This window comes from Actinomyces procaprae (assembly GCF_004798665.1).
In the GTDB taxonomy this organism is placed as follows: Bacteria; Actinomycetota; Actinomycetes; order Actinomycetales; family Actinomycetaceae; genus Actinomyces; species Actinomyces procaprae.
Genome location: NZ_CP039292.1, coordinates 12443 through 27946 on the forward strand (window position 1 = coordinate 12443; position 15504 = coordinate 27946).

Sequence of the window (15504 nt, forward strand, 5' to 3'; positions counted from 1 at the left end):
ACAGGCGCTGTCTGCGCGTGTGCACAGGCGGGAGGCAGACGTATCCCCGTGCTGTGGGTTAACCGTTTTTCGGCGTGAACACGCGCATCTTGCCGATTCGTCCCCAGCTGTGCGCAACCCTGTGGAGAACCACACCGATGTGTTTCCCCAGGAGTGTCCACAGATGTGGAGGAATGACAGGGATGTGCTTCCCCAGGATCCACAGCTCGGGAGGTGCCTGTGGATCTGGCGGCGGCATCGAGGGCAGACAGGCACCGAGGGCAGGCAGGCACCGAGGGCAGGCAGGCATCGAGGGCAGGCAGGCATCGACGGGATGGAACCGCATCGGGGCCCGGCACTCGGGCCGGCGCCCGGGGTGCGGGTTATCCGGCTCTTCCGGTTTGCGGGTGTGGTGCTTCCGGCGTGGTGGCTTCGGTCCGGGTTGCGGTGTTCGCGGTGGTTGTGGTTTGGGTGGTGAGGTCGGTGTGGTTCCGGCGGGGTCGTACTCGGGCTGATAGTGGCGTGTTCGACCAGCGCAGGTCGTTGTCGGGCGTACACGGACGTTTTCGGGGCACGGAGGACGTCGTCGGCGTTGTCCGCCGGGCAGGGGCGCCCTCGCCGTCGTCGGCTGACCCATGTCCTCGAACAGCCTCCGCCAGGCCATCCGGGTTGGCTCTTGGTGCTGGTGGGTGTGGTGGTCGGCGTCTTGCGGGGTGAGGGACGCGATGAGCCTGGCGTGGTGAGCTGCGCCGGCTCACCACGCCAGAACGCCAGGCCTGGCTGCACCTGGCTGCCGACAGCTCCGGTGCCCGGAAGCGGGGCCGTCTGCAACGCCACTTCGCCATCTGCAACGCCACTTCGGCGTTAACAACGCCAGTTAACCGTCTACTGAAGGCCCCAGAGGTATACAGCAGAACGTTAAGTAGCGTTGTTAACGCCCAGCAGGCGCACCAGACACCCCACCCCACCCCACGCCACGCCCCAGGACATCGGCAGCACTCCTGCCGCAGCCCGCGACACCACACCCCCAAACCGGAAGAGCCGGTTATCCGTGGGCGGGTCGACGGCAGGGCGCTGCGGTTAAAGCAGGAACATGCGCGCGGCAGCCAGGGCCACCAGGAGTACCGCCACGCCGACGGTCCCCCAGACGCCTACCGCCGTCTGCCTGTTGCGGGGCGCCCAGGCGTAGATGGCTGCCACCGCCAACCCGGTGAGGAAGCCGCCGAGGTGTCCCTGCCAGGAGATATTCGCCCCCAGCACCGAGATCACCAGGTTGATCACCAACAGGCCCACAATGGTGGAGGTGTCCCGGCCGAACCGGTGCTGGATCACGAACACCGCCGCGAACAGTCCGAAGATGGCGCCAGACGCCCCCACGGTTCCGGTGATCCACGCCGGCGTCATGGGGTCGGCGAGCCAGTAGATCGCCGTCGAGCCGCCTAGGGCGCTCAAGACGGTCAGGGCGGTGAAGCGCCAACGCCCCAGCAGTGGCTCAAGGGTGTTGCCCAGCACCCATAGCGCCCACATGTTCATGGCCAGATGCACCAGCGAACCGTGCAGCAGCGCCGTCGACAGGAAGCGCCACGGCTGGCCGGCGGCCAAGGCCGGCACGAAGTCGAACCAGCCGGTCAGGGCCGGATAGACCATCTGCCCCGCATAGACGAGCACGCATGCCCCTACCAGGACCTTAGTCACCCTGGCGGCGGCCACTGCGGTCCCGCCCAGGGCGGTGCGCAGACCCGGGCGGCCCGAACTGGACTTGCGGGCGCAGTCCACGCAGTGAATGCCGACGGCGCTGGGCACCTGGCACTCCGGGCAGGTGGGGCGGTTGCAGCGCTGGCAGCGCACGTACGCCACCCGATCCGGATGACGCGGGCACACGGGCGCGTCGCCGGCCTGCGGGTCCGGCTGGGTCATGAATCGCTCCCGTCTCGACGACGCTGCCGGGCCCGTCTCACCGCTGGACAGTGACGGAGGTGATGACGACGTCCTCCAGGGGACGGTCGCGCGGGTCGGTGGCCACCGCCGAGATGGCGTCGACGACCTTCCGGGAGGCGTCGTCGGCGACGGCGCCGAAGATCGTGTGCTTGCCCTGCAGCCACTCGGTGGGGGCGGTGGTGATGAAGAACTGCGAGCCGTTGGTGCCCTTGCCCAGCCGCCGACCCGCATTGGCCATGGCCAGGACGTAGGGGGCGGTGAAGGTCAGGGAGGGGTCGATCTCGTCGTCGAAGACGTACCCGGGACCGCCGGTGCCGGTGCCCAGCGGGTCGCCGCCCTGGATCATGAACCCGGGAATCACTCGGTGGAAGACGACACCCTCATACAGGGGAGCGTTCGACTGCTCTCCCGTGCGCGGGTCCGTCCAGGTCTTCTCACCGGTGGCCAGTCCGACGAAGTTGGAGACGGTCTCCGGAGCCTGGGCGGGGAAGAGCTCGAGTCGGATGTCGCCGAGGGTGGTGTGGAGTGTCGCTTCGATGGTCGCTTCCATGCTCGCCATGGTCCCACGTGTTCCGGCGGGATTCAGGGACCCGGTGTTCACCCCAGGCAGAACGGCATTCAGGTTGGTGTCTGCGAGCTGCGTTACAGTGCGACCATTGGGTGAACAACCTCATCGTTCCGAGCAGGGAGACCGACATGGTTTGCAATTTCCGTGACAAGAGGATCGACTTCGATCAGACCCGTCTGGAGGCCGCCACGCTCGCGGACAGCATCGCCGCTCAGGCCGGGCGCGCCGCGGGCTGGGCTGCGCCGCGCGTGAACCGGGCGCGGGAGGAGTTCATCAGGGCCGCCAGGGAGGCGCAGTTGCGCGCCCAGCCGGTTGTGGAGGAGGCACGCACCCGGGTGGTGGAGGAGTACGTCCCCGCAGCCCAGCGCGCCGCCGAGGAGGCACGCACCCGGGTGGTGGAGGACTATGTCCCCGCAGCCCAGCGCGCCGCCCTCGCCGCCCAGGAGGCCGTCAACACCGAGGGCACGCTGACCGAGCGCGCCCAGCGCGCCGCCCTCGCCGCGAAGCAGGCGGCACTGACCCCGGAGGTACCAGTGAAGAAGAAGCACCCCGTCCTGAAGACCTTCTGCTGGCTGGCGGTCGCCGGCTGCGCAGCGGGCGCCGCCTACGTGGTGTGGCGCCGTAGCCAGCCGATCGAGGACCCCTGGGCCGAGGAGTACTGGGCCGACTCCACCGATGAGCCCGCTGCTGCCGAGGCTCCGGAGCCGGCCGCGGATGCTCCGACGCAGCCGGAGGCACCCGCGGACGAGTGACCCGGGCTGCTCATCCGCCCGATCGGACACACGGTCACCGGCGCTCCCGCCGCACACTGGCGGGAGCGCCGGTGCGCCTTCGGAACCGTTCCCACGCCGACGGCGTCGCCCGCAAGTGCCCCGGACGTGGCGGGGGTGGGGCGCCGTAACCGTAGGCCCCGATACCGATGCGGCAGAGGGTGTGGTCCCGACCACGACGTCGTCGTTAGGCTTGCCCCATGAGTAGTGCCATTCCCGTGCCCGCCCTGCCCCTTCGCCAGGGTACGGCGGGCACCGAGCCCGTTGCGATACCGCAGCTTGGATTCGGGACTTACAAGGTCAGTGATGCTGAGGCCGAGCGTGTCGTGGATCAGGCGCTGCAGGTCGGCTACCGCCACATCGATACCGCTCAGATGTACGGCAACGAAGCCGGAGTCGGGCGCGCCATCGCCGCCTCCGCCATTCCGCGCGACCAGCTGTGGGTCACCTCCAAGCTCAACAACCCCAACCACCGGCGTGACGATGCGCTGCGTAGTTTCGACGCCACCATGGATGCCCTGCAGCTGGACGTCCTCGACCTATTCCTGGTGCACTGGCCGCTGGCCGCCTCGGCGGGCATTGACCTGGTGGACACCTGGCGCACTATGGTGGAGATACTCCAGTCGGGGCGTGTGCGCGCAATCGGCGTATCCAACTACCAGGCCGAGCATCTGCGCACCATCATCGACGCCACCGGGGTGACGCCCGCAGTCAATCAGGTGGAGCTGCACCCGTACCTGATCCAGCGGGAGCTGCGCACCGTCCATGAAGAACTGGGAATCCTGACGGAGTCGTGGTCTCCGCTGGGACGTGGTCGCCTGCTGAATGATCCCGAGGTGGTCCGTCTGGCGGCCGAGCTGAGTGTTGCACCCGCGCAGGTCATCATTCGCTGGCACCTGCAGCACGGGCTGGTGGTGATTCCGAAGACCACGCATTTCGAGCGTGTGCGGGTCAACGCGGATGTGCTCGGCTTCGAGCTGAGCGCGGCCCAGATGTCCGCCCTGGACGCCCTGGACCGTGGTCTGCGTACCGGCTCGCACCCGGACCAGGTGCAGGTCTGACCCCGTCATCGGGTCCTGGATCGTTAACCCGATCCGTCGCCGATTGTCGGGTACGCACTGGGTGATCGCATAGGGTAGAGGGCAGTATGTTCCGAGTTGCGGGCCTTCGACGTCGCCCGCAGGGTAAGTGAGGAGACGCCAGTGGCGCAGACCAAGGGCGAGGGGAAGAAGACGCGGCCGGAGCGCTCCGGCAACCCGGCTAAGCGCGCCGCCGCTGAACGCGCCCGCATGGAGGAGTCGCGGGCAGCGGCCAACCGCGTCTCTCGAGTGCCCCGGAAGGTCAAGGAGCAGGGGTCGCCACGGTGGTACGCGCCAGTGATGGTCTCATTCCTGGTCATCGGCCTGTTGTGGGTGGTGGTGACTTACCTGTTCAAGGGCGCCTACCCGCTTCCGTACTTCGTTGAGAACCACGCCAGCGACTGGCTTGTGAACGGCAACCTCTACGTCGGATTCGCCGTCATGCTCGTCGGTTTCCTCGGCCTGCTGCGGTGGAAGTAACGCAAGCGCATGGCGGCTAAGACGGCCAGGCGGCATGCCGGGCGACGCCGTGGGCCCCGACGGGTGGTCGACTTCTTCCTGTTCGGGCTCGGCGAACTGCTGATCACCGCCGGGCTGGTCGTGGCGCTGTTCCTAGTGTGGCAGCTGTGGTGGACCGGCCTGGATGCCACTGCGAAGGCTGATGCCATCGCCACTGACTTCACCTCGACTCAGGTCGACTCGCCCAACGTTGAGGGCACCAGGCACTATGACGACCCGCCGGAGGTGGCGCCCGTCGGCTACGGGGAGGTCATCGGCATGCTGGTGGTTCCCAAGTGGTATGGCGTGACCAACAACAACATGCCGATCCTTGAGGGCATCGGCTCCGACGTGCTGGACCAGGCGGCGGCCGGACACTACCCCGACACCCAGCAGCTCGGCGCGGTCGGTAACTTCGCCATCGCCGGCCACCGCCGCACCAATGGCAACTCCTTTCGGCGCATCGACATGCTGGAGGAGGGCGATGAGATCATCGTGGCCACCAAGGACACGTGGTACGTGTACACGGTGACGACCCACGAGATCGTCGAGCCGACCGACGTCGACGTCATTGCGCCGGTGCCCGGTGAGCCCGGCGTCGCCCCCACTGAACGCATGCTGACCATGACCACCTGCCATTCCCTTACCGTGGGTGAATGGGGAAACGATCACCGGTGGATCACCCATGCCAAGTTCGCCTACTGGATGGAGCGCGCGGAGGGCCGCCCCGCCTCGGTGCTCAATGACGAGGGGGTCAACTGATGTACGGATGGATCTGGCGGCACCTGCCGGGGCCGGTGTGGCTGCGGGCGATCGAAGCGCTGGTACTAGTGGTCGTCGTCGTCCTCTTTCTGTTCGAGGTCGTCTTCCCTTGGGCCAACGAGACGTGGAACCTGTCAGGCGAGGCGACCGTCTAGCGGACCACTTGTCTCTTTGGCGGCGTGGAGACTGAACTGCGTTGAGGCTCCAAGGCCCCTCGGAACCGGGCAGGGCTGATCGGCGACGGGGGCTGGTGGTCGAGGCCCCGCAGTCCTTGCACCTCCAGCGCGGGTGCCGGGCGGTGGTGGAGCCATTACGAATGATCCCGGAGCCGCATCCCGCACAACACGGTCTGTCGGGGCGAGGAGTGCTGCATCCTGCCCACCTCCATCGACCCCGCCTTTCCCCTACTTTTTCAACGAAAAGTCCCGACCCTACACGTATTTGCGCCGATAGCTCGGAAGAGCTCTCCTGCCTGGGTATGGTCCGAGGTGAACGGCAGGGTGACCGCCCTGGCCGGCTCCCGTCCACCCCCGGTACATCCGACGCCACCGCCGAGGCCGTCGATGGCCGCCTGGAGTACCTACGCGGCATCGCCCCCGGGTTATGGAACCTGGTCGATTTCACCGTCCGCAGCAGCCTTCATGCCGGCGGCTTCCGCAAGGACTTCCTGAATCGGCGTGGACACGGCCGACTTGTTGTCGGGCATCGTGGGTCTCCTTCGTGAATCTTTGGACGGATGAACAAACGGGCTTCCACGATGCCCCCTGCCACAGCGGACCCCTCGCGGGAATTGCCACCACACTACGAGACCCACCCGGCCGCTGAGCCTGCCAGTTGGACCCCTGTGCCGCCGTTGGACCGCTTGTACCCTCGATGGACCCCTGTGCCGCCGTTGGACCGCCGTAGCCGCTGGTTACAGCGGTCCAACGGGGCGTGAGCGGTCCAACGGGGCGGCGCAAGACCCACCCACCCCCTTCGGCTACCGGCAACCGGGCCCCCGACACCACGGGAACGCCGTGGTCGCCTGACTGCGCACAACCATCCTCACCGAGAACACAGGCGGGCCCACCCGGAGGCACACGCGGCAACTTCGGTACGTAAGATCTACCGACCTCGGTACGTAAGATCTACCGACCTCGGCACGTAAGATCTACCGATCTCGGTACGTAAGATCTACCGACCTCGAATGACTCACGCGGCCTAGTTGTTGTGGTCGGCGTTGCCGTCGTTCGCCTCCGCGGTCGGCGCCGAGGTGGCCTGATGGGTCGGCTCGGCGGTGGCGGGCGCCCTGTAGGTGTAGTGCGTGATCGTCAGCGTCACCGACTGGCCGGTGTTGATCGAGGTGCCCTCACCCGGTTCGATCGCGGTGACGACGTACTGGTCGTTCAGGCTCTCATCTTCGGTGGTCTCCTCCACCGTGGAGCTGTTGTAGGTCAGCCCAGCCGCCGTGATCGCGGACTGCGCCTCATCCTGCGACAGGCCCACCACGCTTGGCACCGTGGTCTTCCCGGAGGACACCACCAGGGAGACCGACGAGCCGCGCTCCACGGGGGTGCCCGCCACCGGGTCGGTGCGGATCACCTGCCCGGAGGCGACGTCGGCGGAGTCCTCGGTGGTGACGTCGCCGACGCTCAGGCCGGCATCGGTGATGTCGCTGCGCGCATCCGCCTGAGACTTACCGGTCACGTCGGGAACATCCACCATCGCCGAGCCGGAGGAGAAGTGCACGGTTACGGTGGATCCCAGCAGCACCGAGGTGCCCTCGCCCGGGTCGGTGGACACGGCCAGGCCGGAGTCCACCGTGTCGGAGTTGACGTCGTCGCCCTTCTCGTATGTCAGCCCGAGGGCCTCAATGGCCTCCTGGGCGTCAGACTCGCTCATGCCGGCCACACTCGGGACTGCCACGGCGGTGGCGGACGGCGTCGGTGTGGGCTCAGGATCGCTGCCCAGGATCCCGGCGGCGGACAGGCCCAGTACCGTGCCCAGTGCAATCAGGGCGATGAGCACCAGCACCCAGACCCACCAGCGGCGGCGCGGCTGCCCCTCATCCGTCGGCGACGGCGCGGGCTCCTCATCCGGTGAGGGGGCGGCGGCGGAGGGCTCGGGGGCCATGATGGTGGTGGCCGCCCAGGTATCGGTGGCGGGCGCCGCCACATCCAGGCCGCGGGCAGCCGCGAGCAGGTCGGCACGCATGTGCGCGGCGTCCTGGTAGCGGTCGTCCCGGTTCTTGGCCAGGGCCTTGAGCACCACCCGGTCCAGGGAGTCGGGGATGTCCGCCGCAATGGACGACGGCGTCTTCGGGATCTCCCGGACATGCTGGTAGGCGATGGCCACCGCCGAGTCGCCGGTGAAGGGCGGCTGTCCGGTGAGCAGCTCGTACAGCAGGCAGCCGGTGGAGTACAGGTCGGAGCGGGCATCCACCACCTCGCCGCGCGCCTGCTCGGGGGACAGGTACTGGGCGGTGCCGACCACGGCGTGCGTCTGGGTCACGGTGGCGGCGGAGTCCTCCACGGCCCGCGCAATGCCGAAGTCCATGACCTTCACCGCGCCGGCCTGGGTGAGCATGATGTTTCCGGGCTTGATATCGCGGTGCACGATGCCGGCGCGGTGGGAGTACTCCAGGGCGTCCAGCACCCCGGTGGTGATCTCCACCGCCTCCGGGATCGGCACGGCCTCCCCCTCACCGAGCAGCTCACGTACCGTGTGCCCCTCCACGTACTCCATGACGATGAAGGGAACCACGCGCGTGGAGCCGTCGGGCTGGGTCAGCTCCTCCTCGCCGGAGTCGTAGACGGCCACGATCGAGGGGTGGTTGAGCGCGGCGGCCGACTGCGCCTCGCGGCGGAAACGCGCCTGGAAGGTGGGGTCGCCGGCGATGTCCGAGCGCAGCAGCTTAATGGCGACGATTCGGCTAAGACGCGTGTCATAACCGAGGTGCACCTCGGCCATGCCGCCGCGACCGATGAGCTCTCGCAGCTCGTAGCGTCCGGCAAGCATCTGCTGAGGGGACTGAATCGTCACAGTGCCTCCTTGGAAGAGGTGGTGGGCACGGCCGCATGATCACGGGAGGCGCCCGGGTGCGCTGAGGCAAGGGTACCTGCCGTAAACAGCAGCGCGAGCAGGATCACGATGGTAACCACGACGGTGACCACGATGCGGATGCTGCCGGCGGGCAGCCCGAAGCGTCCCCTGCCGGATGCGTGCCGGGTCGACGTCGGCGCCTGGGTGGGGGCCGCGGCGACGGCGGAGCGGGTGTGTTCGATGGCCGGGATGCTGCGGGTGGAGGGGCCGGCTGTGTTCGGCTTCGAGCCGGACCCGGGCCGGCCCTCCGCTTGCGCGTCGGCGACGGACACCCCCTGGGCTCCTGCCCCCGGGGGGGTGTCGGCGGTGGCGCGCTCGGGGACGGCGCGGCCCGTGGCGGCCCAGGTGGGAGGCTGCTGAGGGTCCCAGGACTCGGCCGGCAGGTTGACCACGATGCGGTCCAGGCGGCGGGCGAGCTCGCGCGCGGACCGGGGCCGGTCGGCGGGCTTCTTCGCCAACAGCTCCATGACCACTTCGCGCACCTCGGCCGGCAGGCGGTCGGGCAGGCACCGGCTGGTTGACGTGGGCGAAGGCGATATCGACCTGGGTGGACCCGGTGAAGGGACGGTGGCCGGTCAGCGCCTCATAGGCGATCACCCCCAGGGCGTACAGGTCCCCCGGACGGGGTGGCCATGTTGCCCATCGCCTGCTCGGGGGCCAGGTACTGGGCGGTGCCCATCACCATGCCAGTGGCCGTCATGGGGCGCTGGTTGACGCCCATGGAGATGCCGAAGTCCGTGAGCTTGGCCAGTCCCTCCCGGTTGATCAGGATGTTGGAGGGCTTGACGTCGCGGTGCACGACGCCGGAGTCGTGCACCACCTGCAGGGCGCGGGCGACCTGCGCCAGAATCGGCAGGATCTCGTCGGGCTCCATGGTGCCCCGCTCGGCGAGGATGTCGGACAGGGCCCGCCCCTGGACGAGCTCCATGATGATCCAGCCGGAGCCGCGCCGCTCGCCGGAGTCCAGGACGACGGCGAGGTTCGGGTGCCGTAGGCCGCGCGAGTTCGCCGCCTCGGCGCGCAGCCGCGACAGGAAGATCTCATCCCCGGCGAGCTCGGGGCGCAGGATCTTCGCCGCCACCGCCCGTCCGGAGCGCAGGTCGGTGGCGCGCCAAACCTCGCCCATGCCGCCCAGGGCGATGCGCTCGACGAGCTGGTAGCGGCCTTGGAGCTCCAGCCCGGCCTCGGGCTTCACTGATCCACCGCCGCGTCGATGACGGATGCCGCGATGGGGCCTGCGACGGAGCCGCCGGTGCCGGTGGTGGCGGTCTGCTCCCCGCCGTCGAGCACAACCGCCAGGGCGATCGTGGGCGATGAGATGTCAGTGCCGGCGAAGCCGACGAACCAGGTGACCGGACCGCCCTCGGCCGAGCCGGTCTCGGCGGTGCCCGTCTTGCCGGCCACCGTCACCCCCGCCACCTGCGCGGTGGTGCCGGTGCCGTCGGTGACGGCCTGCTGCATCATCTCCGAGAGGGTCTGCGCAGTCCCGGAGTCGATCGGGGTGCGTGCGACGGACGGGGAGGTGGTGGAGACGACGGACAGGTCGGAGTCGAGTGTCTGGGCGACCAGGTAGGGGGTCATCTGCTTGCCGTCGTTGGCGATCGTGGCGGCGACGGAGGCCATCATCAGCGGGGTGACCCGCACGGAGGCCTGGCCGATCCCGGCCATGGCGGTCTGCGCCTGCGAGTCATTGGCCGGGTAGGTGGACGGCGTCACCGGCAGCGGGATCTCCAGGTCGGCCCCGAATCCCCAGTTGGCGGCCTCGGTGGCGAGCTCGTCGTCGCCGACGTCCATGGCGAGCTGGGCGAAGGGGGTGTTGCAGGACTCGGCGAAGGCGTAGGTGAGCGTCACGGAGCCGTTGCCGCAGGACTCACCGGCGTAGTTGGACAGGGCGTGGTTGGTGCCCGGCAGGGTGAGCGTGTCCGGGGCGTCCACCTGGGTGCTGGCATTCGCCGTGCCGGTGCGCAGTGCCGCCGCCATGGTCAGGATCTTGAAGGTGGATCCGGGTGGGTACAGGTCCCCGGAGATGGCCCGGTTGCTCAGCGGCCTGGCGGGGTCCGCCGCCAGGGCGTCCCAGGCGGACTGCGCGGTGGCGTCGTCGTGGGAGGCGAGCAGGTTGGGATCGTATGAGGGCGAGGAGACCATGGCCAGGATCGCGCCGGTGGAGGGATCCAGGGCGACGACGCTGCCGCTGCGTCCGCCGAGCGCATCCCAGGCGGCCTGCTGCACCTGGGGGTCGATGGTCAGCTTGATGGCGCCGCCCTGCTGGGTCTCACCGGTGATCAGGGACTTGATGCGGCTGGAGAACAGGGAGGGGTCCTCCCCGTTGAGTACCGGGTTCGCGGCCAGCTCCAGGCCGGTCATGGAGGAGAAGGCGGTGGAGAAGTAACCGGTCACCGGGGCGTACACCTCGCCCGCCGGGTAGGTGCGCTGGTAGGTGTAGGCATCGTCGGTGGCCTGTGAGTCGGCGATCACCGTGTCGCCCGCCAGAATCTGCCCGCGGTCGGTGCCGAACTGGGCGTAGACCATGCGGGCGTTGCGCGTGTCGGTGGTCAGGGTGCCCTGGCGGGATGAGGACTCCCACAGGGCCGGGCGGCTCAGTCCCTGCACGCTGGTCAGTGAGACCGCCAGGGAGAGCATCATGACGAGCACCAGGACGGTGACCTGTCGGATCTGCCGGTTCATGCGCTGTCCTCCTCGGGTGCGGGGGGACTGGGGCTGATGGCGGGCGGGCCGGCTCCGGCGTCGTCGTCGGCGTCGCGCACCCGCTTGCGCAGCGCGGAGGGCAGCTCGGCGGTGTCGATGATGCGCGGGGCGGCCGCAGTGGGCCGGCGGGCGGCGTCGGACAGGCGCACCAGCAGCGCCAGGATGATCCAGTTGGCGATCAGGGAGGAGCCGCCGTAGGCGAGGAACGGGGTGGTCAGGCCCGTCAGCGGGATCAGGCGCGTGACCCCGCCGACGACGACGAACACCTGCAGGGCGATGGTGAAGGACAGGGCGGTGGCCAGCAGCTTGCCGAAGCCGTCCCGCAGCGCCAGGGCGGTGCGCAGTCCCCGCTGCACCAGGATCAGGTAGAGCATGAGAATGGCGAGCGTGCCCGTCAGGCCCAGCTCCTCCCCCAGGGAGGCGACGATGAAGTCGGAGTTGGCGAAGGTGGTCAGGTTCGGATACCCCTCGCCCCATCCGGTTCCCATCAGCCCGCCGTAGGCCATGCCGAACAGCCCGGTCACCAGCTGCCAGGAGCCGCCCGGCATCTCGTAGACCGCCGGGTCCATGGCGTGCAGCCACGCGGTGATGCGCTGCTGCACGTGGCCGAGGTGAGTGGCGGCGAACCAGGCGGCGGGCAGGAACAGGGCGGCACCGATCAGCAGCCAGCTGGGCCGGTCGGTGGCCACGTACAGGGTGACGACGAACAATCCGAACAGGAGCACCGAGGAGCCCAGGTCGCGCTGGAGCACGAGCACCACGATGCTCACCCCCCACACCACCAGCAGGGGCAGCAGGTGCCGGGCGCGCGGCAGGTTCATCCCCAGCACGCGGCGTCCCGCCAGGGCCAGGTTGTCCCGGTTGGACACCAGGAAGGAGGCGAAGAAGACCGCCAGCAGCACCTTGGTCAGCTCCGCCGGCTGGAAGGACATCGGCCCCAGCCGGATCCAGATGCGGGCGCCATTGACCTCCGTGCCCAGCCCGGGTACGAAGGGCAGCACCAGGAACCCCAGTCCGCCCCACATGGCCCAGTGGTCCCAGCGACGCAGCAGCCGGTAGTCGCGCACCAGCAGCACCAGGCAGAACAGGACCACGCCCAGTGCCGTCCAGATAGCCTGCTTGGGGCCGTAGTCGTGGGTCTGGCCCAACCGCTCATAGGACATGTCCAGCCGGTGGATCATGGCCAGTCCGATGCCGTTGAGGGCGACCGCCGTCGGCAGCAGCACCGGATCCGCCCATGGGGCCGTGCGCCGCACCCACAGGTGCACCACCAGGCACACGGCGGCGAGGGCGGCGGCGAGCTGGAGCGACTGGGCCGGGGAGGCGCCGGTGCGGTTGACAGCCGTCAGCACGAAGGCCGCCAGGCCGATGACCAGGGCGAGGATGAGCAGCCCGGCCTCGGCCCAGCGTCCCGTGTGGCGGGAGGACGCCGAACCCGGGACGGTGGAGGGACGGAAGGTCGGTGAAGTCATGCAGTCGGTTCCTGCCGCCCTGCCGTGGGGCCCTGGGCCCGGGTTGCGGATGAGGACGGCGTCGGCGTCGTGCGCTCGGACGGGGAGGGCCGCGGGGAGGGAGTTGGCGTCGGGCTCGGCTCCGGGGAGGGGGTGGTGGCGGGGGTGTCCACCAGGTTGTCCATCACGGTGGTGCGCACGTACTGGCGGGCTGCGTCCAGGGAGGGCTGCTGCACGGTCCGGTCCAGCTTGGCCTGGATCTGCTCGTTGAGCTCATCGACGGTGGGCCGACTGTAGGTCTGCACGACGTGGCTCAATGAGACCGGGCCCACCGCCTGGGGGATGCCCTGGTAAATCGCGATCCGACCGTTCAGGGTGGTCACGTAGTACTGGGACTGGGTCCACTGGTAGCCCAGGGCGCCGGCGCCGATGAGGGCCAGCACCAGGATCAGGGAGGCGATCATTGAACGCAGCCTGCGTCTGCGGCGGTTATTGAGCTCGGTGCGGGCCTGGGCGGCTACCGCCTCCTCCTCGGCGGTGTCTGCGGGAGCGGGCGCGGAGTCCAGGCCGGCCACCAGGGCGGCGGCCTTGGCGGCGGGAGTGGACGCCTGCACGGACTCCGTCGGCTCGGGGGGGACCGGTGAGCTGTCGCCCGTGGCGGCCTGACGCAGGCGCGCGCGGCGGTTCGCGGCGGAGCCGACGATCTGGGTGTCGGTCTGCGGCTGGGGGTCGTCGTCGACGACGTCGAACACGACCACGGTGACGTTATCCGGCCCGCCGGCGCGCAGGGCGAGGTCGATGAGCTGATCACCGACCTGGCCGGGGTCGTCCACGGTGGCCAGTACCTCGCCGATCGTCTCGGCCGACACAGGGCCGCTGAGCCCGTCGGAGCACAGCAGCCAGCGGTCCCCGGGCACCGCCTCGCGGATGGACTCGTCCAGCTGTACCTCGCCCTCGGCGTCGCCCAGCACGCGCAGCAGTACTGAGCGCTGCGGGTGTCGGCGCGCCTGGTCGCGCGTGAGCCTGCCGGTCTCCACCAGGTACTCCACGAAGGTGTGGTCCGTGGTGACCTGGGTGAGCTCGCCGTCGCGCAGCAGGTAGGCGCGCGAGTCGCCGACGTGAACCATGGCCAGCTTGTTGCCGGAGCGCATGACGGCGATGCAGGTGGTGCCCAGGCCTGCCAGGTCGGGGTTGTCGTTGGACAGGGAGATCAGGTCGGCGTGAGCCTCCTGGACGGCCCCGCGCAGCAGGTCGAGCAGCTCGCCGGCCTGGTGTGAGTCGGCGTCCAGGGGCACCAGGTGCTCGACGGCGACGGCGGAGGCGATGTCGCCGCCGGCGGGCCCGCCCATGCCGTCGCACAGCAGCATCAGGTGCGGTCCGGCGTATCCGGAATCCTGATTCGAGGCGCGCACCAGCCCGACGTCACTCCTGGCGGCGTAGCGCAGGGAGATGGTCATGGGCGCAGCTCCAAGGTGGTTTGGCCGATTCGCACCGGCACTCCGACGGGCAGTTCAACGGCGCCGTGGACGGGGCGTCCCGCCAGTGTGGTGCCGTTGGTTGAGGACAGGTCCTCCAACCACCAGGCGCCGTCCTTGGGGAAGACGCGGGCGTGGCGGGAGGAGGCGTAGGAGTCGTTGAGCACGAGCGTGCAGTTCTGGTCGCGGCCGATCGTGATGGAGGTGGGGGTGAGCGGCACCATGGAGCCCGCCAGCGGACCCTCGGTGATGACCAGGCGGGTGGGGCCGCGGTTGCGTCCCACGGGGGCGGCGTCGCGGGTGGAGCGCCGTCGTGCCGGGGGTGCAGAGACCTCGGCGACGTCGCGGCGCAGCGCGCGCACCACGAAGAAGACGAAGACCCACAGCAGGACCAGGAATCCCAGCCGGGCGATGGTGAATGCGAGCTGGCTCACCCGTTGGTCCCTGCGCCCTGTGTGCCATCCCAGAACATGATCCGGGTGCGGCCAATGGTGAGTGTATTGCCGTCCAGGAGGGTGGCGGCGTCGACCCGGTGGCCCTCGACGAAGGTGCCGTTGGTAGATCCCAGGTCCGTGGCGATCGCATGCCCCTGGGTGAGGCGGATCTCGAGGTGGCGCCGGGAGACGCCGGAGTCGTCCACGATGATGTCCGCCTCGCTGCCACGACCGATCACCGTGACCGGGCCGGTGAGCAGGTAGCGCTGCCCGTCGATGTCCAGGATGGGGTGCGTGGGCGAGGCGGTGGCGGCGGCCGCGGGTGCGGCGGCGCCGCGGCGCGTGGAGGAGTCGATGTCGATGGTTGGTGGCGTGAGGGCGTCGTCGGGAACGAAGGAGACGTCGACCGGTCCGACGAAGGAGTAGCCCTGCTCACCTGCGTAAGTGGTGGCGACCTCCTCCATTTGGCGGACCATCTCATCCAGGCCCCAGTTGCTCAGGTGCTCGACGTCGCTGGGGGCCAGGTGGATGCGGAACACGTTGGGCACCACGGAGCGGTCGCGTGCGAAGGAGGCGGCACGCTTGTCCATCGTCTCCCGCAGCTTGGAGGCGATCTCTATGGGCTCTACGTCATCGGAGAAGCGGGACATGGCCCGATTGGCGACGTTGCCGACGCCTTTCTCGAACTTGTCCAGGAGACCCATTGACTACCTCCGGTGTGTTTGAACCGGCTGCGGCGGCGCCGCTGCCGTTCGCGAGACGG

15 protein-coding genes and 1 pseudogene are annotated in these 15504 nt (G+C 69.2%); 5 read left to right on the top strand and 11 right to left on the bottom strand.

Features of this window, described 5'->3' with window-relative positions; all coding sequences use genetic code 11:
• Nucleotides 1-1059 precede the first annotated feature (1059 nt).
• Together E4J16_RS00055 and E4J16_RS00060 are read right to left on the bottom strand one after the other, a co-directional pair.
• Nucleotides 1060-1896 (bottom strand): rhomboid family intramembrane serine protease, encoded by an 837-nt coding sequence (locus E4J16_RS00055; RefSeq protein WP_136312891.1) that lies wholly within the window; start codon nucleotides 1894-1896, stop codon nucleotides 1060-1062.
• Nucleotides 1897-1933: 37 nt separating this feature from the next.
• Entirely contained in the window at nucleotides 1934-2455 is a 522-nt protein-coding gene (locus tag E4J16_RS00060; RefSeq protein ID WP_136314502.1) for a peptidylprolyl isomerase, read from the bottom strand.
• Nucleotides 2456-2613: 158 nt separating this feature from the next.
• Between E4J16_RS00060 and E4J16_RS00065 the strand changes: the two genes are divergently transcribed.
• The 5 genes from E4J16_RS00065 to E4J16_RS14975 all read left to right on the top strand — a co-directional run bounded on the left by E4J16_RS00065 (nucleotide 2614) and on the right by E4J16_RS14975 (nucleotide 5749).
• Nucleotides 2614-3237 carry a hypothetical protein gene (locus tag E4J16_RS00065; protein WP_240038185.1) on the top strand — a complete coding sequence of 208 codons (624 nt, stop codon included), beginning with the start codon at nucleotides 2614-2616 and terminating at the stop codon, nucleotides 3235-3237.
• Between the two features lie 218 nt (nucleotides 3238-3455).
• Entirely contained in the window at nucleotides 3456-4316 is an 861-nt protein-coding gene (locus E4J16_RS00070) for an aldo/keto reductase (protein ID WP_136312892.1), read from the top strand.
• 141 nt (nucleotides 4317-4457) lie between these two features.
• The gene (locus E4J16_RS00075; protein ID WP_240038186.1) at nucleotides 4458-4814 is read left to right on the top strand and encodes a cell division protein CrgA; all 357 of its coding nucleotides are present in this window, start codon (nucleotides 4458-4460) and stop codon (nucleotides 4812-4814) included.
• Nucleotides 4815-4823: 9 nt separating this feature from the next.
• On the top strand, nucleotides 4824-5594 hold the full coding sequence (locus E4J16_RS00080; RefSeq protein ID WP_136312893.1) for a class E sortase: 771 nt from the start codon (nucleotides 4824-4826) through the stop codon (nucleotides 5592-5594).
• On the top strand, nucleotides 5594-5749 hold the full coding sequence (locus E4J16_RS14975; RefSeq protein ID WP_168708061.1) for a hypothetical protein: 156 nt from the start codon (nucleotides 5594-5596) through the stop codon (nucleotides 5747-5749). The genes E4J16_RS00080 and E4J16_RS14975 overlap by 1 nt, the downstream gene beginning before the upstream one ends.
• Nucleotides 5750-5855: 106 nt before the next feature.
• Here E4J16_RS14975 and E4J16_RS16315 read toward each other — a convergent pair.
• The 9 genes and pseudogenes from E4J16_RS16315 to E4J16_RS00115 form a co-directional block, all read right to left on the bottom strand.
• A pseudogene (locus tag E4J16_RS16315) lies at nucleotides 5856-6185 on the bottom strand (IS1/IS1595 family N-terminal zinc-binding domain-containing protein); the annotation flags it as partial.
• A gap of 609 nt (nucleotides 6186-6794) precedes the next feature.
• Nucleotides 6795-8615, bottom strand: coding sequence for a Stk1 family PASTA domain-containing Ser/Thr kinase (pknB, locus tag E4J16_RS00085; protein ID WP_136312894.1), 1821 nt, complete (start codon nucleotides 8613-8615; stop codon nucleotides 6795-6797).
• Entirely contained in the window at nucleotides 8612-9148 is a 537-nt protein-coding gene (locus E4J16_RS15400) for a serine/threonine-protein kinase (protein ID WP_240038187.1), read from the bottom strand. The genes pknB and E4J16_RS15400 overlap by 4 nt, the downstream gene beginning before the upstream one ends.
• Before the next feature lie 110 nt (nucleotides 9149-9258).
• Nucleotides 9259-9870: a serine/threonine-protein kinase gene (locus E4J16_RS15405; protein WP_240038188.1), complete on the bottom strand. Its 612-nt coding sequence runs from the start codon at nucleotides 9868-9870 to the stop codon at nucleotides 9259-9261.
• Entirely contained in the window at nucleotides 9867-11360 is a 1494-nt protein-coding gene (locus E4J16_RS00095) for a peptidoglycan D,D-transpeptidase FtsI family protein (RefSeq protein ID WP_136312895.1), read from the bottom strand. Before E4J16_RS00095 ends, E4J16_RS15405 begins: the two co-directional genes overlap by 4 nt.
• Nucleotides 11357-12853 carry an FtsW/RodA/SpoVE family cell cycle protein gene (locus E4J16_RS00100; protein ID WP_136312896.1) on the bottom strand — a complete coding sequence of 499 codons (1497 nt, stop codon included), beginning with the start codon at nucleotides 12851-12853 and terminating at the stop codon, nucleotides 11357-11359. Before E4J16_RS00100 ends, E4J16_RS00095 begins: the two co-directional genes overlap by 4 nt.
• Nucleotides 12850-14289, bottom strand: coding sequence for a PP2C family protein-serine/threonine phosphatase (locus tag E4J16_RS00105; protein WP_136312897.1), 1440 nt, complete (start codon nucleotides 14287-14289; stop codon nucleotides 12850-12852). The genes E4J16_RS00100 and E4J16_RS00105 overlap by 4 nt, the downstream gene beginning before the upstream one ends.
• A complete protein-coding gene (locus E4J16_RS00110) occupies nucleotides 14286-14741 on the bottom strand; it encodes an FHA domain-containing protein FhaB/FipA (protein ID WP_136192093.1) in 456 nt (151 codons plus the stop codon). The genes E4J16_RS00105 and E4J16_RS00110 overlap by 4 nt, the downstream gene beginning before the upstream one ends.
• Complete coding sequence (locus E4J16_RS00115; RefSeq protein ID WP_136192094.1) at nucleotides 14738-15445, bottom strand: FhaA domain-containing protein; 708 nt, start codon at nucleotides 15443-15445, stop codon at nucleotides 14738-14740. Before E4J16_RS00115 ends, E4J16_RS00110 begins: the two co-directional genes overlap by 4 nt.
• Nucleotides 15446-15504 lie beyond the last annotated feature (59 nt).